A 22,014-nucleotide genomic window follows, 5' to 3' on the forward strand; every position below is an offset into this window, starting at 1 on the left:
CAAGGATACTACTACTCACGCATCCCAGATTCTTTCTTCAGTAATGATGCATCAAATTAATTCTTAAAAAACGTCTTTCTTGCGATGAATACTAAACATACCGACACCGCCCATGGCGAAAATCATCGCTAAGATCCACATCAAGACTTGCGCCGTTCCAATATTTCCACTGGTTTGCGGCAGCTTCTGGATCTCGCCTTTCTCATCGACCTCGATTGGTGTACCATCCGGCCCTTTAGTCACAGGTAATTTAGGGGTATCCCCTACGACACTGGATTTTGGATAGATGTAGACTTCATTCAAGGGTTCACCAGTTTGTTGGGGAAAGGGCAGCTCGACGACAACGGGTTCCATCACATCTTTCAGCTGCGTGTGGTCCTTCTCAACGATCTGGTACATCCCTTGAACGAGGTTGCTTGCCTGAGCAAGTCCTTTTTCATCAGTCGTCACGGTTGTTTGAAACGCGCCATCCCCTTGAACAGGTTCAAAGCCCGAAGCCCCTTGGATCGGTGTCACACGTGTGATCTCATAGGACATTCCAGCCAAAGGATCAAGATTCTTCCCATCCGCATCCTTGACCTGATCGGCCTTCGTCCCATCTAAGGGCATCGTATCGGCGATCTTGGCGAAGTCTTCGATCTTGTATTTTTGGATAAAGATACTGTACCCGGTACTTCCCGTTGTTTCGGCGGTGTCTGCTTCAGCATGAGCAGACACCATCCCGCCAAAGCACAGGGAGAAAGCAAACAAACAGAACAACAAACGACGTACTCTTTTCATTTTATTTTCCTCCCCTTACTTTGATTGGTCGAAAATGCAGGAAGACGCCAGCCATCCCAATCACTAATAGACAGGCGGATACGATTAAAATAATCCGCATCGCTTTGGTTCCACCGGTAAATGGTAGTTTGGTTTGAGCACTATCTGGCACATGAACGATCGCGATATAGTTGTATGTCGGAACTTCCACTTCAATCGGATTTTTCAATAATTCAAATCCATCTGGTGCTTTGGTTTCGACGATCGTGTAATGACCTGGCGGCAAGCTAGCAAACTCCAACCATCCAGTCCCATCTGTCACTTGAACCGTTCCAACTTTATTCTCATCCTTGATCGTGTTTGGATCATCTTTCTTTCCTTTGTACAATTGGAACTCCGCACCTGCTAAAGCATTCGTGGTGCTCGCTTCAATCTCCGCATCGCTTAGCTTGCCATCTCCATCAGCGTCAATAACCGTGCCTTCTTCATACTTGAAGAGACGAATCTTAGACATTCGAGTCAGTCCAGCATTAACATCCGTGATATGGCTAATTTTGTCAGCACCAGTTAGAAGTGTCGGTAAATCACCTAACACCGCATGATTATATTCCGGTGTTTTGAAATCATCTGGATCTGCCTTGGAATTCAGTGTCGGGTCAGTCCCCTCCAACTGTTTCGTTACGATTGCGATCTTCTGAACGTTAACGATATCATCAACCATAAATTCAGCAAGATAATCTCCTTCAGGAAGATTTTCAAATTTGTACTTACCTTTGTCTGATCCAGTAGCTACCGTCTTAATCAATGAATCTCCTGACCCATCAATAAATTGTTGACCAGTCAGACTCTCTTTAACTAACTCTTTGACATATGTTCCATCAACCAGACTCGTTCGATAGAGTTTCACAGGAATATCACCCACAGGCTCTTCACCCGTATCAATCAACCCATCGTAATCATCGTCATACCAGACATATCCTGTGAGATCACGACCTAATACTTGTGTTTGGACGATATTACTTTTTACTGGAAGGTCGATTTTACTGTTAAATGTGGCACGATTTAGATATATGTCTCCAGCCTTTTGTCCAGTTGGTGAAATAGTGACTTCAAAGGCTAGAGAATCTCCGACAGCCAGTTCATTAGTAGAAACTAAGAATCCTTTTGCATTTTTTATTGATTCTACATTTGACGTTCCTGGAACATAAAGTCCCCAACCGTAAATTTGACTCGGATCGTTTTCCCAAGCTTCTTGTACGGGATCTCTTGTGTAAGTAATATCTCCACTACCTTCTACAACTTTGATCCCCTTAACTGTATAAGAACCATCAAAACTCGAAGGCGATAATGAACGATCAGAAGGAAGAACATCCACAATATCGACATCTAACAGTTTGTCAGAACTATTGTTAGTCAAGGTGATCTTATAGGTGATATCTGTCAGAGTCTCTTGGTCAGAACTTGAAAGAGCGACATCCCTGTTACCAACTTCTATCAAACTTTTATCCAATTCTTTAGTAAGAACAATTTGTTGCATCTGATAAAGTTGTACCTTTCCAGATGAAGCTCTTAATGATTCACTCGATGTATCTTTTTTGCTTGGATCACTTTGCAGCCAGATATCACCAACTGTTCTAGTTGTTACTTCTGATAAAGAAGCATCATTAAAAGTTAAATCTTTTAGAATAGGTTTTGATACAAAATTAACTGCAACAGTACTTCCTTGACTAGGATTGACATCACTGAAATTCCATATTAATTCAGTGATTCCTCCACCTTTATCAACTAAAGTTGGATCTGGCAACGGATTACCACTAGCATCTGTAGAAGTTCCCGATTCATAGGCTAATCCTTTAGGTAAAGTAGTCGTTAACCTGACACCATATTCCGTATCAGATGTAGTAAGGATATTTCCCTTAACTGTCCATTCCACATCTTCAGTAGTTTTATAAATTGGTTTTTTTGGTGTTGTTGTCGTCTCGATCTTAAAAGGTTTAATAAAAATACTATCGACTTGTCTCCCAGATTGAGTAGTCAACTTATTTCCCTGAGCGTCAAAGGTTGAAGCTGTGAATGGAGTATTGGCAAACGGATACTGACCTAGTACATTTTCTTTTGTGTCAGACCAATAAGTGTTAAGAAAACCTGCGGTAGAATTACCAAATTGATCTTTGTCCCCAGTAATACCAATCACTTTTAACGGAACACCATTCCAAGTCAATAATATTTGTCCGCGTGGTTTTTGATTTACTATTTTTACTGCAGAAATCTTACCATTTGCTATAGCATCCTCCGGTGTTCGATACCAAGTGTATTGTCCTTCTAGAGCACTCTTAGTCGCTATCGAAGTAGATGAGGAGGATGGTCCTGGAGTAGGATAATCGTTTGTTTTTCCAACTCCATATCGAAGCTCATCTCTTAGAAAGTTTCCATATCGTTCATATTGCCCCCAAACTTCTCGATCTGTATCATACTCAAAAGAATTAGCATTCCATCGAAAAATGGAAATTATCCAATCTCCATCTGTCGCCGCACTTACTCCTCCAAAAAGAACATTTGATTCACCTTGACCGACTGTTGCATCACCCGCTGAGTCAGACCAATCACCATAGCTACCAAGATTAGTATATGGATGTGAGCCCGCGGTGTTTTTTACCCAAACAGGAGCACTTACGTAGGCTCCCGATGGAAGTGTCCCGTCAGAGACACTGACTGTTTGCAACTCATCATAAGTTTGTCCTTCATATCTCAGACTGGTAAGGTTTAGATCTGTGGTAAGGACACCCGTTCCCTTATTAATCAGATACTCCCTATTCCATTCAACAATCATCATTGAGCTAGAAAAAACTTTTTCATTAGTACCAACTTGCATTCCTGTAAGTCTGTAGGTATACGGATTATAGATAGGTTCATAATCAGTATTGGATAAAGATATTGTTGCACCTGGATTTGTTACACCTATATTCCCTGTATCGTAAACCCCAATTTTTTTCTTATCCTCTGCGCTCACTGTAGGTTCTGAAAAATGAATCTCTCCCGTTTTCCCATTAGGAACAAATAGAGGAAGAATTGCATCAGAAATATTGAAGTTCTGACCTGAATATACTATTTTATCCCACCCAGTAGATTCAGTTGTAGCAACAGAAGATGCTATCGCTCTAAGGCCATACGTTGAAATTGCATCTCCATTCCCAGCCGCTGCTCCATTACTTTTATAATATGATTTTGAGTGGAAACCAGCTTTTATTTCTCCATTAGGAAAAGTAGAACCTCTAAAATCAGAAGAAGCTCTGCCACTGACAGGCTTTAACCCAAAAGTTACACCTACACCAAAAGCACTTAAAGAGCTGCCTCCTCCATCAACAACATCTGAAAGTGGTTTGACACCACCTTTTGACAAGGTTGCCGTTATTGATGCTTTTGCAGATACTTTTGTTTCTCTCGGTTTTAATGCATCATACGTCTCTGTAGGATCCATTAATTCATCGTATGTTTTATTAATTGTCTCTGTTTCGCTAGTTTTATCATTCTTTGCACTAATAATTGTGATTTTCATCGTGGGTTTGATGCTCGTACCATGTTGAGCACCGTAGACATTCACAAACATTGGCAAAAGAATTTGCCCATTGGCACTTATCGTTGATTCAACAGAACCTATTGAGGCTCTTGTAGTATCAGTAGCCTCCCCAGAAAAACTACTATCATCACTGACGACTTCTCCATTAAATCGTTGTTTTCCAGAGGCGTCTAGATCATATCCATTTGGTAATTCCATATCCACACTATACTTAATATCTGAATATGTTGTAGTAGGATCACTAGCTTCTATTGAGAATGTTAATAGATATAGAATTGAATCAAATGAACGGACAAGCTGATTGTTATCTCCAGAATCATATCCAGGGTTATCATTACCAGCGTCAAAAAATTCCGTTCCATCCTTGATAGTCATCTTAGCACCTGTCACCGAAATCGGTGATGCCCCAGATCTCGTTTCTCGACTACTGGCAGTTTCTGCTGGTAACTCAATCGGTTTAAATGAATCTTTTTCTTCGTATTTTTCATCTAAAAGTTGTTCAATCGCTAAATTGCGTTTCTTTTCTTCTTTAGTTAGTTTTGTTGCTTTCGTTTTGGGTGCGGATTTCCTACTTGTTTCTTTTTCAGCACTGGTAGAGGAGGTCTCCTTTTCCTTGCTGCTATCGTTCGCTTTCTTTTCTGTCTGATTTTCGGAACTGCTCTTAACGGTCGCTGACTCCTGTTTTTCACCGTCTCCAGAGCTGGCCTTATTTTCAGAAGATGTTGACGTTTTTTCTGTTTTAGAAGTTTCAGTAGCTTCCGCTTTTTTTTGTTTAAAAGTAATTAGCGATTGCTTTTTATTGGTATTTGTTTCTTCCAGAACAACAGTTACAGACTCTTCTGGCTTCTTGTTCACAACGCTCAACCAAATGGTGTCCTCTTTATCTAATAGAAGATAAGGAATTTTCTTTTCATCTTCTACCACATAGACTATCTGACTGACGATTTCTTCAACTTCTTTTGATGCGCTTGTTTCTGTTGACGAATCACTGCTTGAAGTTGCAGGTTGACTTGTCTGTTCCGTACTTTTCTGATTAGATGCCACTAGATCTTGATAATGCTTGAGTTTTTCTTTTGATACTTCTTCTGAAGGAAGCGGCTCCCCTTTTTCATTCAGAAGCTCTACGTTATACTTTTCTGATTCTAAGAATTTCAGCACTTGCGGTTCTTCGGCGCTCATCTCTAAAAGAGTCCCTTGCTCCGACACTGCATAATTCTTATCGATTTCTTTCCCATTGACTTTTACATCAACCAAATGAGCATTTTGATCGTCTGCCTTCAATGGATTCCACTGGTGGACTGAAATAAAGCCCACCAGTAGAACTAAGATTGGAAGAAGAACTGCGACTATTGGTTTTTGTTTAATTCTCTCGCGCATGGTCTGTCCTTCCTTTCTGTCCCATTTTTAAGCGTGACGACGTTTTTTATCAATTGCGATTGATGCTGTACCGATAGTGATTGCTCCGATCGCGATGATAATTAGCAACATCGTGCCAGTGCCACCGGTAAATGGTAGTTTTGTTTGTGTTTTATTTTCTACATGTACAGTGACATCTGCTGGATCCAATTTTACTGTTACTTTAATTGGTGTTTTTAGTAGTTCATATCCATCTGGTGAAACAGTTTCCACTAACCAGTAATCTCGCTCAATATCTGCATGCGCCCATGTTGGCTCGTCTGCATCTTGGAACCCATCACCATCTGTATCTGTAAACCAATTAAGTGCTAAACCATCGAATTGTGCATGTCCACTAGCATCTGTTGTGTCAGTTAAGAACGTAACACCTGTTGGTAATGCTGGAGTCGCGGTACCATCATCATTCAATGTGTATGATTTACCATCTGAAGCAATAAATTTCTTATCTTTCGCATCTTGTTCACTCGCTGCGATATAGAATTGCGCACCTGCTAATTTATCGGTTGTATCTTCTGACGTCTTGTCGATAGTGAATCCACCATCGAAGTATTCTGGGTTATCTTCAGGCGTATCTGTTACTGGTTTTTGTCCAGGAATCAAATAGCCATAGTCAAACTCATTCTCAATCACTCCATTAAAATCAACATCGGTATGAGTATGGTAAATTGCACGAATATCTGTGTAGTTTCCTTCAATTTTCTTCATTCCTGCTTCAGTTAGTTCAATTCGAACATCTGTCTTTGTTCCATCTTTCGCTTTAGAAATTGGATCGGTGGAGTCTACAGTTCCGTCTACTGTAACAGTATAATCAGTGCCTAATACTAATTCATGCCAAGTTGGAGTGGCCGCCTTATCAAGAACCTCAATTTTTACATTATCTAAGTGTAATTCTTCACTCAGTTCATCATGGATATAGAAATGATCTGCATACAGTTCGTAAGGACTAGATGGTGTTGCGGTAATATTCAAGTCGGGCAATTCATTTCCATCAGCATCATGTCTATTTGTGATAGTCATATCTTGAGTAACTTCACTGTATAAACCACTAGGAAGTTTCACTGTAGCTTCCCATTGGAAAGGTTGACCAGCTTTGATTGAGTACCCTTTTTGACCTTCAACTGTTTTATCACCTTTAGAGTCGGTGACAATATTTTTCGGATAAACATGAACGTCATAGATCAATTTATCTTCACTATCACGTTTTGTTTGTGGTAAATAGGCAAAGAATGGTGCCATTGGTGTTGCAATCTTTTTAGTTTCTCCAGTTTCATCTGTGTAGGTGTATTCATTACTTGCATTTGGAACTTCACGGATTAAGTAAATCCCGTCTGCTGCTTTCCCATTTCCAACATTGAATGTTGTTGTACCGAAGCCAGCACCTGTTGTATAGTCCCCTGTTGATTGTCTAATGGCTGTAAAGGTAGTATCTACATCGTAATGCGTTCCTTCTACTTGTTTGGTTGGATCATCCAATGAATAAAAATCACTTGTGGGTCCACCAGTTCTTCTAGGAATGACGCGAACAATTTCAAATTCTACGTCCCCCATTAATTTCTTTCCAGTAGTATCAGGTGTTGCCGATGGATCAATTTTCTCCCCGTCTCCACGCTCACCTAACTCTGCTGCACTATTTATTTCATATTTCCAAAGTGTAATCGTACGATCAGAAGTATCATCTGAAATTGCATTTGTACTCACATAAGGAACAGCTGGTGTCGCATAGGCTACTGATCCTAATCCAGCGCCTGCTGATCCTAATATTGTCAATACCCCTAACGTCATTGCTGCTTTACTTATCCATTTTCTCTTATTCTTCATAATAATCTCCTCTGCTTTTTTGTTTTTTACTCCCAAATTAGCTAGAATAAGTAAATGAAAGCCGGTTGCCGCCATTTTTCAATTACTTATTTTTCCAATACACAAATGGGGAACCTTTCCTCTCATTTCTGTATTGGCAACTAACAAAAAAATTAGTATGTCTGTCCTTCGATAAACATACCTCCTTTCAAAGTGATATAAGTTAATTATTTTAGTGAAGTTCTCTAGTTTCTTGTGCGTATCTAACATAATTTCTTCTTGGTCTTATAAAAAACTAGAAAAGCTCTATAAACCTTGATAGGGAAAGGTTTATAGAGCTTTTTGACGATGAATGACGGCGCATGAAATTTTGTGAAATAACAAAATTCTATTATCAAAAAAAATTTTAACATCAAAATAACTCAGTTCTAAAAGTAAGCGCTTACACGTTTTTTAAAAAAAGAATAGTCCAAAATCCAATCTCCTTTTTTTAAAAATCGATTAACTGATTAGACCATCCAATTCATTTACGACTTGATACCGTTGGTCCAACATGGCATCAACATATGTATCCAAAGTCATTTGCGTGGAGGCATGGCCCAAAATCGCACTAACAGAAGGGATATCTTTATTCACTTCTAAGCAGCGTGTCGCAAAGGTATGACGCAATTGATGAAAATGAATTTTTACAAGCTCCGCTTTTTTTCGAATCTGATGAAAATGATACGTTAATAGACGTGGTTCGCAGGGTTGACCATTTGTAGAGAAAACAAAGAGCCCTTTTGATTGTTTTTGGTGTTTCAATAGTAGTTTTCTGAGTGTTTTACTGATAGGGATCACTCGAACAGAAGCTTCTGTTTTTGAATCTGCTAAAACTAATTGTGTTTTTCTTGAAGATTCAATCGTCGGAATTCTTTGATACGTGTGGTTGACATAGATGAGATTTGTATCGAAATCAATGTCGGACCATTTTAATGCTGCTATTTCTCCAATGCGCATGCCGGAATACAAGGATAATAGTGCTGGAATGCCGTAGCCCTTCTTTTCTTTTGTCGCCACTGCCATGACTTTCTTTTGTTCAGTTAGCGTCAACGCCCGAATTTTTCTCTGCTTTGCCTTTGGAATCTTTAAATCAGAAAAAGGATTTCGATTGATTTTTCCTATTTTTTTAGCATGATTCAAGCATTTATTGAGAATACGAAAAACAACTTGGATCGTTGAACGGGACAATTTTCCTTGTAAATTTTTTAGTACAGCTCTCCCTGTCTCCAAAGAGAGCTCATTTAGAGGGATATCTCTAAGTAACGGAAAAATATACTTGGTCAACTTATAGTAATAACTGGAAAGTGTAGATGGTTTTACGTCATCTTGCACTTCATTTAACCACTCAATTGTCCATTCTTCGAAAGATTCGGTTGATGTCCCTTGGATTTTTTGCAATGATTGATAACGAATACGTAATGGATATAGTTTTTGTTTAACTTCCCTATAATTTTTTCCATAGATATATCCATACTTTAATTGTCCATTGCTTTTTCTTCCTTTTGGGTATCTCCCTTCCCAACGACCATCCTTTCTTAAATAAATATTTTCACCTTTACGCATACAATTATTCCTCCTATTTTTGACGGCTTAACAGACGGCGCATTTTTCATATATTCTGTCTCTTTTTATCTGGAAAACAATAAAAGAAGGCCTATTTTACTAGACCACTCATACCTTTCTGTTCAAAAATAATTATTTTCATGAATCTTATTGCCTATTAATAATTAATAATATATAATTGATTCATAAATTGTTTTTGATATATCAAACATATAAGTTAATTCAAATTGTTTTGTTTTCGTTATTTCTAGTTTTTTATAAGACCAAGCAACATTTTTACATAAGAAACGGATAATGTCGTGGCATGAGACAAAAAATATTAAAAAGCATCTTTTCCATAAAAGAAAAGATGCTTTTTAATTATATATACCTTGCGCATATATGTCACTTTTATTTTTTAATAAAGCAAAATAATTCATTATTATTATTTATTTCAATCATAAAAGCGATTGCTAGGTATGTTTTTTCAAGCATTATCCGTTAAAAAAAAGAAAGTTTCTCAATTCCATTTATTGTATAGTTAAATTGTAATCGTTTTACTTTTATAATTGAGGGAGGAATTTTTGATGAAGAACACAGAACCAATCGAGTTTTTAGATGATAAACAATGGTCAGCTTTATGGGAGTATTATTTAACAAAGGCGACCGTTTTCGATCCATTTAGGATTCATGAGATAAATTGTATCTTACCGCTTCCGGATACGTCTGGCGTATTGATCTTTACGGATGACGAGGTTTATTTCAGCAGCGTTAGCGCACTTAAGACCTTACATCAGTTTGCATCCATCCATTCTTTTTCCGACTATCAGGTACTATCCATCTGCTTAAAAAAACTCGGTCATTTCGGTAAGTATAAAATGCCCTGGGTCTGCCCCTACTTTTCCTTATTTCCTTTAGAGGGAAAAGAACAAACCATCTGGATCAATCCCATCAAACTATCAAGGATCAGAAAACATGATGGCCAACACTATGCTCAAATGACCAATGATCTCTGCTTGCTTCTTCCTGTCCAGCAGCGACGAGTCATTAAGAAGGCGGAAATTGCCTGTCTCGTATTGGCGACTATTCGCCGCGGCCTGTTTCATTATGTGATACATGGAGAAGTCCCGCTGGATTTCTTATTCCTTCCGAACACCCCTTTTGCGAATACATTAAGTAAAAAAACTTGTCTAAAAAAATTTCGAACAGCCATTGGTGACATCAATCGTCTCTATCAGATCACTTATTCTCTCCAGCATTGCGAGCCATTAATCTATGATCCCTATGAAATCGATCAGATTAGTTGGCTTTAACTTCATATAGAAAAAGAGCAGATCACTTTGTGCGTTAAGTGATCCGCTCTTTTTCTGTCATCTTGAATTAAACTTTTAATTATAATACAAAACAATTTTCTTATCAAATCGCAAAATGACACTTTCACCCCCAATTTGACACCTTTTGAACGAAGGAATGCGGGTTCCAGCCTCTAAAGTGGTCAATTTGAGGGTAATTTGGTCATTTTGCGATTCGCAATCATTTTCGAAATGCCTTATCGTTTAGTCACCGGCCGGAACAAAAAAACAAAAACGGAGGAAACAACGATGATCCAAAAACTAAGTACAAAATTACAAGTCCACTTACAACTACCAGGCGTTGAGAAATTAAAGAAAGTCACATTCGCAAATGTCGTCGATGAACCGGATGAAACAGAAATTATTAAACTGGGAGAAATCCTAACTGAGCTAGACCAAGAGGACACATTATTAAACGGCGTGATCATCACCAGTCAATCACGAGTAACGAAAGACTAACGAAAAGGAGAAAAGATAGATGAAAAAAATAGTAGCGATTTTTAAAACCAGCACAGGACGCTCACAAACGTGGAGCTATCCAAATCCAAATGATACCTTGTCCAATCAAGAAGTTCACGGTATTCTAAAGAAATTTACTTTACTGAACTTGTTTAAAAAGGACGACGAAAAGTTGTTCAATCAAGTGGTTAGCGCCAAATATGTCGAAACAGTGGAAACAATTATTTTTTAGAAGAAACTAAATGAATTGAGGACGCGGTAGACGTACCGCCTCCTCTACTTAAAAAGAATTAGGAGGAACGATTCGATGAATGACCAACTACTCAGCTGCCGTCAGCTGTTCAATTTAACACCAAAAACACTTGAAAAACGGATTACAGAATACTATCTCGAGTCACAAAACAGCAGTTTGACCATTAAATATGTTATTGCCTTGCGCGTAAGGTACCAGCTTGGCGCAGAGGAGTTTGCGTTCATTCTGAAGGATCTTATCCGCGAAATCTTTATGAATACTAAGGCTACTCGCACCATGAAACGCTTTTTCTATTATTTTAGCGATTATTTCATGGCTCCTGAGTGGCGCACGTTGAAATCTAGAACATTCCCGCTCCGTAACTTTGGCGAAAAAGCCTTGTCAGTTGCCCGTTCCTTGATGTCATTTGTCCGTCCTGAAGAAACAAACGAACCTTGAACTTAACCTTACCTACGCAGAAAAAAATTAGAAAGGAAAACAGAAGATGAAAAAGGATTTAGTTGTCAAATTCGCAAACAGTCTCGGGAAAAACCATGACTGGACCTACAGAGATTTGAATCCCGAGCTGCCGATACCAGCGATCAAAGAAGCTTGCGAACTCTTAACTACGTTGGATATTTTTGAACAAAATGGCGTAAAATTATTTGATTCCGTTGTTACGGCAAAGATCGTGGATACGTATGAAAGAGACGTTTTTGATGTTGAAAAAGAACCAATGATCGTCGAAAACGAATCGAATGAACCATGCAAACAGGAGCCTATAAAAGAAGAAAAACCTTTCAAAGCACCAGAGAGCTATGATTATTTGTTCGAGCCCTCAAGAACTGCGATCGCACAGAAACTTGAAGGACCAGCAGAAGCAACGAACGACCACCCTTCATTAACAATACATGCACCACAAATCGGAAAACAATCGATTACAACAAATAAAGGGAATTCTGTCGGAGAACCTTCAGCACCTATTGCATCGCAGGTCGATGAGCTCGAACAAAAGGATACCAAGAAAGGCTTCCTTGCCTGGATTCGTCGAAGGAAAAACAGGAATAAAGACGATCCAGATATTCGCTCTGGCGACACTAAACCCTAATACGAACTTCTGTCCTTTGAAAATTTAATCCCTTTGCGTAGGTATTTCTGCCCATGTCGTCATCCTCCCGCATGAGAGGAGGTGATGCTTTTTGAGTGAGCTGATGAGATATGTCCTCGCTCCGCTCTTCGTGGGGCTGATCATTGCCCTCGTGAACCATTGGTTGAGCGGGCATGATCCATGACGACAGAACGATAAATACACCTGCGATTTTGCGATCGCAGGTGTTAGTCTTGTACGTTTATTCAATTACTTTATAAGGAATCCGTACTTCACCACTAAAACCATACCCTGTAGTTTCTTCAGAACTGGAACCAAATCTATAAGATAATTCGCCTTGCCCTTTTAAATTACTCCAAGTAATAGTCTGTCCTTCACAAGTACCACTATTGCTGATTTCTAATGGTCTTATTGGAGAAGTGTATCTTTTTACGATATTCTCTACTAAAAGATCTTCTCCTAAATTAATCACTTGTTCTGGCATAACAATCTTTTGATGCCCAGCCCATGTACCCATGTACAACTTACTCCAGACATTTTCTATTGAATAGACATGATTATACCTGAAATCAAAATGAAGCGACTCTTGTGGATCAAAATCAGGCATACTATCTATACTTTCAAGTTCATTATGTGATAAATCTAAATACTTAATATTTTTAAACCCTTTAATTCCATCGATATTTGTCAATTTATTGTTCTGAGCTTCTAATCTTCTCAAATTTTTAGAATTTGCTAAAGCATCTAGGTTAGTCAGCTTATTTTGCTCTACATTTATTTCTTGAATTATTTCAGATTCTCTTAAGGCATCAATATTTTCAAGCCCGCAGTTGACCATTCTTATATTCCATAGTCTTTTTAAGTTACTTAAAGCTGATATATCCTTAATTTCTCCTCCACGAAAATTTATCCTTGATAATTTAGTCAAATTTTCTAGCGCGTCAAGATTTGTAATGACTCCGTTCAAATCGAGTCCTATTTGAGTTAAATTAGTTAAATCACGCAAACTTTCTAAAGAGGTCTCATTAATATTACCTCCACTAATACCCAGATATGTTAATTGTTTTAGGTTCCCTAAATTACTTATATCTGATACATCATCAGCTAAACTCATGGTAAAGTTTTTTAAACCTACTAAATGTTGAACCCCCTCAAAATTCGATACATCTGGACTATTCCAATGAATTTCCCCTGCAGTTACTATTGTTATTTCAGCCAGATCAGCCATACTGACAGTGTCTTCAACATTTTTATTCATCCAAATCGCTACACCTATTGCTAAAGCAGTATCAGGGAACCATTCCTTAATCATCTTTTCTTCATTGACCATCGCCAAATCTTGGTTCTTTATATCTTGTAATTTAGTTTGCCCGATGCCGACCACTTTGTCTTTCAACTCATCTACACTTTGATATGGCCGAGCATCGATAATTTTTTGCGCTAATGGCGCTCCCACTCCTACAAGAAATTGCAAATCATAGAGTGAGGCTTTATTAAGATCTATTTTCTCTGGAAAACTCTCAGCTACTGCCAGTCCCTGGTCTTTAATCGCCTGTAATTTCGCATCGCCAATTCCTGTAACTTTACTTTTTAGTTCATCAACTGTTTTGTATGGTCGAGCATCAATAATCTTCTGGGCTAATGGTGCATCGACCCCTTCCAGCTTCTGTAATTCTTCGACGCTTGCGGAATTAATATCGACTTTTTCGCTGGCCTCTACTCTATTCCCACCAAAGGAAACTACCATTCCAACGACCATCACAACAACTAATAAACACTTTTTCACTTTCGCTTTCATCATCTTCTCCTTTTTTTTCTGGACTTTTATCCAGTTTCTGTAGTAGGCAAAAACAGCTAGATTGAGATATTTTAACGAACCAAAGCCTTCGACCGATACACGCAGTTTTAACATCCTTTTAAAATGTACCAACGCTCCTTTTCGTTTTTTCTGTCACAGTATTACTGAAATGCTTTTTCATATCTCCGCCAACTACTTCACCACAAACATATAACTAATGTAATTATTTATAAACGATATGTATAATATATTTCATTATATATAACCGTAACAGATGGCTATTCGGACGGTAAAACTTATTGGTGAGAATTTCAAAGTAAGACCGAATAAAGAACCCCTCCATCATCCAGCTTATTTAATGGATGATGGAGGGGCTTACTTTTTATGAATAATTGGTCGGAAAATTCTTTGACCTTCTTGAATCTTTTGAAACCAGGGTACTACCGCATACCATTGTTAACTTGGCAAATTGAGTATCTTTCTATCTAGTCAATCTTTTACCATAGCACGATACTATATTCACCTGTGCCTCATTAGATTTCTTTTCACAAATGATAATAAAGAAATACTACTCTCTATTCTTGCATGTATTCACCACTCACACATTGTTCCATTTAATTATTGAGTAACTTCAACTGGAATAATAACCTTCCCTGAAAAATCCTTATAGCCTGTGATTTCATCAGGATTTCTACCGTGGTTCACATCGAAATTATACATTAGCTCGCCACTTTCTGACAGATTTGACCAAATAACTTTGGGTTCTGCATAAGTAAAATTGGGATATGGACTAGACAGGGATGAATTTTTGAATGGTGTCAATAACTTGCCACTGTAGCCTTTCATTTTATTATCAATGACAAGGCTTTCTCTCTTTTTGATCGTTTGTTTCGGTAATCTAATTGTTTGCCCGCTTCCAACTATAACAAAAATTTTATTTTCATTTTCATAAAACTCAATTGATGGCACGTGATTACCATTAAAGTAAAAGATATCAAGATTAGATAAATTAGCTACGGGTTCTATGCTATCAATTTCATTTTGACTTACAAACAATACTCCCAATTTGCTAAAGTTGCTTACCACATCAATATCTACTAGCTTATTGTTCCATGCCTCCAGTCTCTTTAAATTTTTACAATTTTTCAAACCATTTAGATTCGTCAACTCATTATTTTGCACATAAATTTCTTCAATGCTAGTAACTCCATTAAGATCATCAAGATTTTTAAGTCCGCAATTTGTTAAAGACAGTCTCTTTAAATTCTTCATATTCGCTAAAGCTGAAAGGTCTTGAATTTCTCCACCAGATATTGACAAAAAGGACACATTTACTAAATATTGTGCACCATCTAGTCTCGAAATATCGCTCCCTCTCACTTGGGTGACCTCAGCGAGCTCTTCCGTACTGACAATATCTTCAACATTCTTGCTCATACTCTCAGCAACGCCCTTAGCTAGATTACCATCAGGAAACCATTCCTTAATCATTTTCTCTTCGCTCACCATCGCCAAACCTTGGTTCTTTATATCTTGTAATTTGGCTTGCCCGATGCCGACCACTTTGTCTTTCAACTCATCCACACTTTGATATGGACGTGCATCAATGATTTTTTGCGCTAGCGGGGCTCCAACTCCTACAAGAAATTGTAGATCATAGAGTGAGGCTTTATTAAGATCTATTTTCTCTGGAAAACTCTCAGCTACTGCCAGTCCCTGGTCTTTAATCGCCTGTAATTTCGCATCGCCAATTCCTGTAACTTTACTTTTTAGTTCATCAACTGTTTTGTATGGTCGAGCATCAATAATCTTCTGGGCTAATGGTGCACCGACCCCTTCCAGCTTCTGTAATTCTTCGACGCTTGCGGAATTAATATCGACTTTTTCAGCCGCCTCGACATTATTCCCTCCATAGGAAACGACCATACCCAATACCATAACAACGGCCAATAAACACTTTTTCACTTTTACATTCATTTCTCTTCTCCTTTTCACGAATATAGTTTATTTTTTTATAACTACATTCATAATATAATAAAAATAACTATATTTCAATTCAATAATTGTGTTAAGTAGTATACCATAAATAAAAAAGCAATTAATATAAACTTTTAAAAGTTTATATTAATTGCTTTTTCGTTAACTACCAAACAACGCATAACATAATTTCCTACATTACATGTTATCGTACGAACTTATTATCAGCGATATAAAGTGTAAGTGATGAAGATTCTAGTAATCTATATCGCTCGATTTTTTCTGAAATTATTTATCACTATGAACACTGGAAACGCGTAAATCTCTATTCTTTCAATCCGCCTCTAAAGCTGCTTTTCAACGATTTAAAGGTATAATTTTGACTATCGTTTGCGGAATTGATTGACCATTTACCGTCTTTCTTTTCTAGATCAACACGGTAGCCTTCGCCATTCATATCGTCAGGTGTATGGATGGTTGCCTCTTTGAATTTCGCTGGTAATTCCTGAATCAGGTACTTCTCTGCATCGCGTTGCGCACTGGCATAATCAGAGTATTTCCCTTTGTTTTCTTCATTGAACTGATTTATAATCGCTTCTTTGTCTGTTTTCTGTAACTTCACAACTTCTGGACGTATATAGATTGAGGCTGCTTCTGGAAAGAATTCTTTGAAACGATACGTGACCTGCGCTTTTTCAGCATTTGAAGCTTGGATTTGCGCAATGATCTTTCCTACTTCGTCATTCGATGCGTCATAATTCGTGAATCCTTTTTTCAAAATAGTAATGCCATCTTCTTTGAAAGCTTTGCGTTCTTCTTCCAAATTATTGCTTAATTTCAACTTAGATTCTTCGTTGTCATCTGAATCATAGAAAACTGTTGCGATATACTGTTTGACTAGGTTTTCAACAGCTTTCGTATTGTCTGTATATTTCTTAGTATTTAGTTTCAGCTCAACACCCTTAGTTTTTTCATCATCGGAATAATCGATCGGTTCGTAATGCAATTCATACTCGGCATCTTTGTCTACTTCGAATACTAACGGCTTAGTAAAGCTCTTATCCTCTGACAAGCTCTCGCTGCTCAATAATTTGAATTTCCCTTTAGAATCATAAACATGCTCTGAAGAAACTTTTTCGCCATCTTCTCCATACAAAGAAAAATCAGCTGATGAGACATCTAGTTTTTCATCTGTCTTATTCTTTAGTTTGATGTTCAATGCTAAAAAACCGGTGTTATCATCTACAGATTCGCCATCAGGGATAATGTATTCCCCTTCATCAATACTTAATTCAACTTTTGCGTTTTGAGCGGTGTCTGATTTCTTCTCAGCTTTTTTTGTTTCTCCGCTTGAACAAGCAGTCAGCAGTAAAAACATACTGCTCAGTAGAACAATCCCATTTAAAACCCTACTCTTTTTCATGTTTTTCCCTCCTATAAATTAGCACTTTTAACTAATCAACAGTCGAATCAACCGATCTTCATTGTACTCAGCGATCAGCCCAGAGAATTCTTTGAGCAGATCAGTCTCGCGAATTCTTTTTCCATCGAAGGAACCCTTGTACTGGCGAGTGATCAATTGCAGCTTGCTGAAGATATTGGCTAAAAAGTAGCCTTCGCTAAGTGTCTGCTTTTCTTGGTCTTGTTTCAGCTGTTCGATACTTTCCAGCAACTCTTTCTTCTTATTCAAATACCAGGCCTGGGCTGAATTGCCACCAATTTTTAATTCTCCCTGAACGAACTGATCGAAGTTCTTCAACATTTTCTCGAATGACGCAGGGTCAATAAAATAGAAATCTTTTTCTTTCATATACTCAGCCAAATAATAGAACGTGCTGCCCAATTCGGAGTTGCTGTTAGGATATTGAGTGAGTTTGTATTTGGGAACGAAGATTTTTTTCTCGATTTCTTCCTTGGTCAGTGTCTTATAGACCTTGATCAGCTTAGTTCCGAAGAGTCGTTTTTTTCTGACAGTAAACTCATTCGTGAGAAACTTAGGGAGTAAGTCGTTGATGAAAAACGAATACGTATCCGCGACATTATAGGGCTGCTCTGGTTTATTCTCATCGTCGGAATAATCGAGATACTCCCATATCACATCTACGACCAGCTTCTCTGGATCATAAGCGGATTGTTTGTAACTGCCATAAACATTGAAGAGTTCTCCACCCTCCTCGTCTTCGATCCCGATTCGATTCTCATCTTCAAAAGGAATAAAGATATACCCATCATCATAAGAGCCATTACTCATTTGATACGTATGCACATGCTCGCGTATGTTTTCCCATAGATCGACTTCCAGCTGCATCAACTTGAATGTACTATGACTGCCGCGATAAGGTTCAAAGGCAAAGGATTCTAACCCTTTCATGAAACCAGTAATCTTAGTGACGTATTTTTTTATGAATAGATCAATAACCTCACATAGCTCATCGACTTCATCTGGATACAGATAAGCGATACTATTGCCGAAGTCCGCGAAATATTGATTGAGTTCTTCCAGATACAATTTAAGAAACTTTCGCATTCCCAATTTGGCTTCAGTTGCTCTCCCAAAATAAAAGAGATCCAGAATCTCTCTAGGGGTCAGATTTATCTCTGACTCTGACTTTTTCATAAGTCTGATAAATTGAATCGAACAGCAGTCTTCCCGAGAGGCCAAATTGTCTTCTGGATACGCGGCTGTTAGGCAGACATTTTTATACTTGATCGTAATCGAGTCTTCTGTTTCCTCAACCGTCAGCTCCTCTGAGTAATCTTCCAACTTAGGAAAAATCTCGATATCCTGACTAAGTCGTTCTAACGCACCATTAAATAGATAGTTGTCAAAACGAGCGATTCGTTCGAAAAGGTCTGTCGGCAGATTTTCCTCTTCTTCCGATAGCAGATTTGTTTTAGGTAGCTTGATCATGATAGTCTCTTGCGCGCCAGACAGTTCTTTTACCTTTTCAAACAGCTGTTCAAATGGATCTACCCAATACACCTGCTTTTCTTCTGGATCGACATAAAATAAAACGGTCAAGGACCGTTTTTTAAACCATCGTCGGACGGTTGCTGTTTGAAGCTTGAGTGAGAAAGTCTCATCATCTTCAGCAATTTTCTCCGCTCCTTTATATTGCACATAAAATTCTTTTATTGTTCCTATTTCATCTGAAATTCGCGTGCACGCAAAATCGATCCCAAAATCATCGTGCATATCATTCACTCGACAGCTCTTCGCTAATCGAGCCTTCAGCAATTCGGTATGATTTTCAGTTTCTGGTGCAGCTTCCATTTTTATTACCAACGATTTCCCGCCTTCCCCTTACTATCGTTCCAGTTATGTTGAAGCGATAGTCTTTGTCAATTAATAATCCTCACTATTAAAAATAACACTTTTCACGAACTAAGTAAATATTTTATAGATATAATTAGCTGCAAAACAAGGTTTTCCACATTTAATAAAATTATATCAATAACATATAATAAACAAGAGAGGGAACTCTTTCGACAGGAGCGGAATTCTTATTTTAACCTTTATTTCATTAATAACGCTCCATTATTATCTTTATTTAGCATCTGGATTCTCCATCTCCCATGAAAAATGGATGAAGTCCTCAATTCTGTAAGAGACGTTAGCAGCTAGTATCTTTTGGGTTGCCACGTTATACTGAAAGAAAAAGCATGGTGAATATCATGAAATTTATTATCGGAGATATCTTAGCTTATATTGAGGAATCGATTTTTTTAGAGGAACTGAAAATAGAAGATATAGCTGCGCATTTTGGTTATGATAAGTATCATTTTAGTCGTGAATTCAAGAAAATTACCGGCTTTTCTTTGCGAGAATACATATCGTCCTTGAAGACGGAGAAGGCAATTGAAAAAATTGAGCACGAAGAGAGGATCTCTTCCATTCAGGATTCTATCGGTTATTCTAGTTTGGGAACTTTTTCTAACACTTTTAAAAAATATACAGGTAGTTCTCCAAAGCAATACAGACAAGAAATGACCGAACTTTATAATGCCGCGAAAGATTTTGAAGATAGTGAAACCAATTCAGCAAGCTATTTTGAAGAAGTTTCCGACTCATTTTGCCAAGTAACCATCGAGTTGCCCATGGATTTTAAAAAAGGAATTTTCTTTATCGGATTGTTTCATACTCCAATTCCCAACCATAAACCAATCTCAGGAATCGCGACAAAAAATACCCAGATGAACTATTTGAAGAATATCCCCGCTGGTGACTATTACCTTCTAGTATGTGCGATTGATTCCACCGATACCATCTTCTCTTATTTCAATTTGAGGAAATCGTTACGAGGAAAAGTTGCTGAAAAAATCTCCTTTCCTGAATCTAGCGGAAAACACTATACAATAAAACTACGCTCACCACACAAAGATGATCCACCTATCCTTATTAATCTAGTCAAACTCCTAAGCTCGGTCTTCAAAAAGTCCACAATCTAGAATAATTTTTATAGAAACCGTTATGCTATTATGAATATGGAGGTGATCAAGATGATTCAAGCAAGCGTTCCTTTTTTATTGTTCCATGACGAATGTGATGAAGCTCTTTCTTACTATGTAGATATTTTCCAGGCAGAGATCCTCGAAAAAATGACCTTTGAAGACGTCGGATATACTGAAGATACTCAGCGAAAAAATTGTATCGCTAACGCAACATTTAAACTTGGAAACAACCTCTTCTATGCCAGTGACATGATTGAACCAGATATTATTCAGACTTCTTCGACAAATAGTCGTATTTCATTTTGGCTTGAACTCGATACTTTTGAAGAACTTAGAGCGTTAGAGAGTCAGTTATTGGCAACTGGTTCGATCAATCTCGTGAAATTGCATGAAACCTTTTGGGAATCCCATTACACAAAAATTCAGGATAAATTTGGTATAGTCTGGGAACTGAATGCACAACAATAAAGAAGACCCATGAAGTGGATTCGTTCACTTCGCGGGTCTTCTCTGTTCTGCTATAAATCAACATTCTTCTTATCCATACTTTTCAAATAGCGCATCGCATCAGTCAAAATTTTAGAAAAATTCGCCTTGTCTTTTTCACCGCGACTAGCAAACCATTCCGGTAGGATTACATTTTTACGAACCGTCTTCTTTTTATATAAGGAGACGGTTCACCTTGAATAAACGAGACGAATTGGCCATCGTTCACCATAATATGATGGCTTACGTTAATTCTTGCAATACGTCATCCATGTTTTTAGCAAGTTTAAGCATTTCTTTTTCTGTAAGCGGCATGTAGAATGTCTCCTTACAATTTACCTAAACGCACAATGCGCATTAGTGTCAAAATTTGAAATATCTGTATAGATAAATATAAGCATAGGCCTAAAAAAGAACCCTCCAATTAGGAGAGTTCTGAAATTTTATGATTAATCAGTTACCCAAAGTTTGCTGTCGTCTTTATAGGGCCATTTCTTCGCACCGTTTTCAACGATAAATAGGCGTGATTCGTCGATACCTTCATCGATCATTAGTGAGATCGTGCGTTTCGCACCGCCTCCGCCTCCTGGGCAGACGACATAGATTGGTTTGTCGCCATCTTTAAATTGATCAACATTGTCAACAACAAGTTTTTCTAATTCTTCCGTATCTACTGGATAAGCGGGGACACTGATTGAATTTGGCATATGGCCTTTTTCAAAGTCTGCTTTTGGTTGTATATCGATGATTTGATAGTCCTTGGCATCATCCTTTTCAAGCACACCTTTCATCTTTTCCGGTGAGATCATTTGCCAATCAATATCTGCCTCTGCCCGATCCTCTTTCGCATCATTTTTTTGGCACCCCGTTAACACTACTGCAAACATCGCTAAAGCAATCAATAATAATCCGCTGACTCTTTTTTTCATTTTCTAAATCCTTCTTTCGTTCATCTTTGTTTGGTTCGCTTGCTTGATGAGTTTTAGCCGTCAGCTTCAAAACGTTTACGCACAAAAA

At 38.0% G+C, this 22,014-nt stretch carries 18 protein-coding genes; 9 read left to right on the forward strand and 9 right to left on the reverse strand.

What is annotated here, in order from left to right; translation table 11 throughout:
• Positions 1-63: 63 nt before the first annotated feature.
• The 4 genes from IGI38_RS11205 to IGI38_RS11220 form a co-directional block, all read right to left on the reverse strand.
• Entirely contained in the window at positions 64-780 is a 717-nt protein-coding gene (locus tag IGI38_RS11205; protein ID WP_438729950.1) for a pilin N-terminal domain-containing protein, read from the reverse strand.
• A gap of 1 nt (position 781) precedes the next feature.
• Positions 782-5,713 carry a SpaA isopeptide-forming pilin-related protein gene (locus IGI38_RS11210; protein ID WP_438729953.1) on the reverse strand — a complete coding sequence of 1,644 codons (4,932 nt, stop codon included), beginning with the start codon at positions 5,711-5,713 and terminating at the stop codon, positions 782-784.
• Between the two features lie 27 nt (positions 5,714-5,740).
• Positions 5,741-7,570, reverse strand: coding sequence for a SpaH/EbpB family LPXTG-anchored major pilin (locus IGI38_RS11215; protein ID WP_438729956.1), 1,830 nt, complete (start codon positions 7,568-7,570; stop codon positions 5,741-5,743).
• Between the two features lie 480 nt (positions 7,571-8,050).
• Complete coding sequence (locus tag IGI38_RS11220; RefSeq protein WP_438729959.1) at positions 8,051-9,154, reverse strand: tyrosine-type recombinase/integrase; 1,104 nt, start codon at positions 9,152-9,154, stop codon at positions 8,051-8,053.
• A 566-nt stretch (positions 9,155-9,720) separates the two neighbouring features.
• On the opposite strand from IGI38_RS11220, the gene IGI38_RS11225 reads away from it, so the two are divergent.
• The 6 genes from IGI38_RS11225 to IGI38_RS11250 all read left to right on the forward strand — a co-directional run bounded on the left by IGI38_RS11225 (position 9,721) and on the right by IGI38_RS11250 (position 12,468).
• Positions 9,721-10,446, forward strand: a complete 726-nt coding sequence (locus IGI38_RS11225) for a hypothetical protein (RefSeq protein WP_438729962.1) — start codon at positions 9,721-9,723, stop codon at positions 10,444-10,446.
• A 288-nt stretch (positions 10,447-10,734) separates the two neighbouring features.
• Positions 10,735-10,944 carry a hypothetical protein gene (locus IGI38_RS11230; RefSeq protein WP_438729965.1) on the forward strand — a complete coding sequence of 70 codons (210 nt, stop codon included), beginning with the start codon at positions 10,735-10,737 and terminating at the stop codon, positions 10,942-10,944.
• A 19-nt stretch (positions 10,945-10,963) separates the two neighbouring features.
• Positions 10,964-11,176 carry a DUF2922 family protein gene (locus IGI38_RS11235; RefSeq protein ID WP_438729967.1) on the forward strand — a complete coding sequence of 71 codons (213 nt, stop codon included), beginning with the start codon at positions 10,964-10,966 and terminating at the stop codon, positions 11,174-11,176.
• A gap of 75 nt (positions 11,177-11,251) precedes the next feature.
• Positions 11,252-11,635: a hypothetical protein gene (locus IGI38_RS11240; protein WP_438729970.1), complete on the forward strand. Its 384-nt coding sequence runs from the start codon at positions 11,252-11,254 to the stop codon at positions 11,633-11,635.
• A 46-nt stretch (positions 11,636-11,681) separates the two neighbouring features.
• Entirely contained in the window at positions 11,682-12,284 is a 603-nt protein-coding gene (locus IGI38_RS11245) for a DUF2922 family protein (protein WP_438729972.1), read from the forward strand.
• A 103-nt stretch (positions 12,285-12,387) separates the two neighbouring features.
• Positions 12,388-12,468, forward strand: a complete 81-nt coding sequence (locus IGI38_RS11250) for a type I toxin-antitoxin system Fst family toxin (protein WP_111945109.1) — start codon at positions 12,388-12,390, stop codon at positions 12,466-12,468.
• A 57-nt stretch (positions 12,469-12,525) separates the two neighbouring features.
• On the opposite strand, the gene IGI38_RS11255 is transcribed toward IGI38_RS11250, so the two are convergent.
• The 4 genes from IGI38_RS11255 to IGI38_RS11270 form a co-directional block, all read right to left on the reverse strand.
• Entirely contained in the window at positions 12,526-14,082 is a 1,557-nt protein-coding gene (locus IGI38_RS11255; protein ID WP_438729975.1) for a helix-hairpin-helix domain-containing protein, read from the reverse strand.
• A 618-nt stretch (positions 14,083-14,700) separates the two neighbouring features.
• On the reverse strand, positions 14,701-16,059 hold the full coding sequence (locus IGI38_RS11260) for a helix-hairpin-helix domain-containing protein (protein ID WP_438729978.1): 1,359 nt from the start codon (positions 16,057-16,059) through the stop codon (positions 14,701-14,703).
• Between the two features lie 325 nt (positions 16,060-16,384).
• Positions 16,385-17,482: a DUF4352 domain-containing protein gene (locus IGI38_RS11265; protein ID WP_438729981.1), complete on the reverse strand. Its 1,098-nt coding sequence runs from the start codon at positions 17,480-17,482 to the stop codon at positions 16,385-16,387.
• A gap of 27 nt (positions 17,483-17,509) precedes the next feature.
• The gene (locus IGI38_RS11270) at positions 17,510-19,345 is read right to left on the reverse strand and encodes a DUF4365 domain-containing protein (protein ID WP_438729984.1); all 1,836 of its coding nucleotides are present in this window, start codon (positions 19,343-19,345) and stop codon (positions 17,510-17,512) included.
• Between the two features lie 389 nt (positions 19,346-19,734).
• On the opposite strand from IGI38_RS11270, the gene IGI38_RS11275 reads away from it, so the two are divergent.
• From IGI38_RS11275 to IGI38_RS11285, 3 genes are all read left to right on the forward strand, one after another.
• A complete protein-coding gene (locus IGI38_RS11275; protein WP_438729986.1) occupies positions 19,735-20,508 on the forward strand; it encodes a helix-turn-helix domain-containing protein in 774 nt (257 codons plus the stop codon).
• A gap of 51 nt (positions 20,509-20,559) precedes the next feature.
• On the forward strand, positions 20,560-20,979 hold the full coding sequence (locus IGI38_RS11280) for a VOC family protein (protein ID WP_438729989.1): 420 nt from the start codon (positions 20,560-20,562) through the stop codon (positions 20,977-20,979).
• A gap of 214 nt (positions 20,980-21,193) precedes the next feature.
• Positions 21,194-21,316, forward strand: coding sequence for a hypothetical protein (locus IGI38_RS11285; protein ID WP_438729991.1), 123 nt, complete (start codon positions 21,194-21,196; stop codon positions 21,314-21,316).
• 130 nt (positions 21,317-21,446) lie between these two features.
• On the opposite strand, the gene IGI38_RS11290 is transcribed toward IGI38_RS11285, so the two are convergent.
• The gene (locus IGI38_RS11290; protein WP_438729993.1) at positions 21,447-21,926 is read right to left on the reverse strand and encodes a rhodanese-like domain-containing protein; all 480 of its coding nucleotides are present in this window, start codon (positions 21,924-21,926) and stop codon (positions 21,447-21,449) included.
• Positions 21,927-22,014: the final 88 nt, after the last annotated feature.

This window comes from Enterococcus sp. AZ128 (assembly GCF_051714485.1).
Classification (GTDB): Bacteria; Bacillota; Bacilli; order Lactobacillales; family Enterococcaceae; genus Enterococcus_A.

Excerpts from the sequence above, each read along its gene's own strand:
- IGI38_RS11205 (WP_438729950.1), bottom strand. The coding sequence starts at position 780 with ATGAAAAGAGTACGTCGTTTGTTGTTCTGTTTGTTTGCTTTCTCCCTG.
- IGI38_RS11210 (WP_438729953.1), bottom strand. The coding sequence starts at position 5,713 with ATGCGCGAGAGAATTAAACAAAAACCAATAGTCGCAGTTCTTCTTCCA.
- IGI38_RS11215 (WP_438729956.1), bottom strand. The coding sequence starts at position 7,570 with ATGAAGAATAAGAGAAAATGGATAAGTAAAGCAGCAATGACGTTAGGG.
- IGI38_RS11220 (WP_438729959.1), bottom strand. The coding sequence starts at position 9,154 with ATGCGTAAAGGTGAAAATATTTATTTAAGAAAGGATGGTCGTTGGGAA.
- IGI38_RS11225 (WP_438729962.1), top strand. The coding sequence starts at position 9,721 with ATGAAGAACACAGAACCAATCGAGTTTTTAGATGATAAACAATGGTCA.
- IGI38_RS11230 (WP_438729965.1), top strand. The coding sequence starts at position 10,735 with ATGATCCAAAAACTAAGTACAAAATTACAAGTCCACTTACAACTACCA.
- IGI38_RS11235 (WP_438729967.1), top strand. The coding sequence starts at position 10,964 with ATGAAAAAAATAGTAGCGATTTTTAAAACCAGCACAGGACGCTCACAA.
- IGI38_RS11240 (WP_438729970.1), top strand. The coding sequence starts at position 11,252 with ATGAATGACCAACTACTCAGCTGCCGTCAGCTGTTCAATTTAACACCA.
- IGI38_RS11245 (WP_438729972.1), top strand. The coding sequence starts at position 11,682 with ATGAAAAAGGATTTAGTTGTCAAATTCGCAAACAGTCTCGGGAAAAAC.
- IGI38_RS11250 (WP_111945109.1), top strand. The coding sequence starts at position 12,388 with ATGAGATATGTCCTCGCTCCGCTCTTCGTGGGGCTGATCATTGCCCTC.
- IGI38_RS11255 (WP_438729975.1), bottom strand. The coding sequence starts at position 14,082 with ATGAAAGCGAAAGTGAAAAAGTGTTTATTAGTTGTTGTGATGGTCGTT.
- IGI38_RS11260 (WP_438729978.1), bottom strand. The coding sequence starts at position 16,059 with ATGAATGTAAAAGTGAAAAAGTGTTTATTGGCCGTTGTTATGGTATTG.
- IGI38_RS11265 (WP_438729981.1), bottom strand. The coding sequence starts at position 17,482 with ATGAAAAAGAGTAGGGTTTTAAATGGGATTGTTCTACTGAGCAGTATG.
- IGI38_RS11275 (WP_438729986.1), top strand. The coding sequence starts at position 19,735 with ATGAAATTTATTATCGGAGATATCTTAGCTTATATTGAGGAATCGATT.
- IGI38_RS11280 (WP_438729989.1), top strand. The coding sequence starts at position 20,560 with ATGATTCAAGCAAGCGTTCCTTTTTTATTGTTCCATGACGAATGTGAT.
- IGI38_RS11290 (WP_438729993.1), bottom strand. The coding sequence starts at position 21,926 with ATGAAAAAAAGAGTCAGCGGATTATTATTGATTGCTTTAGCGATGTTT.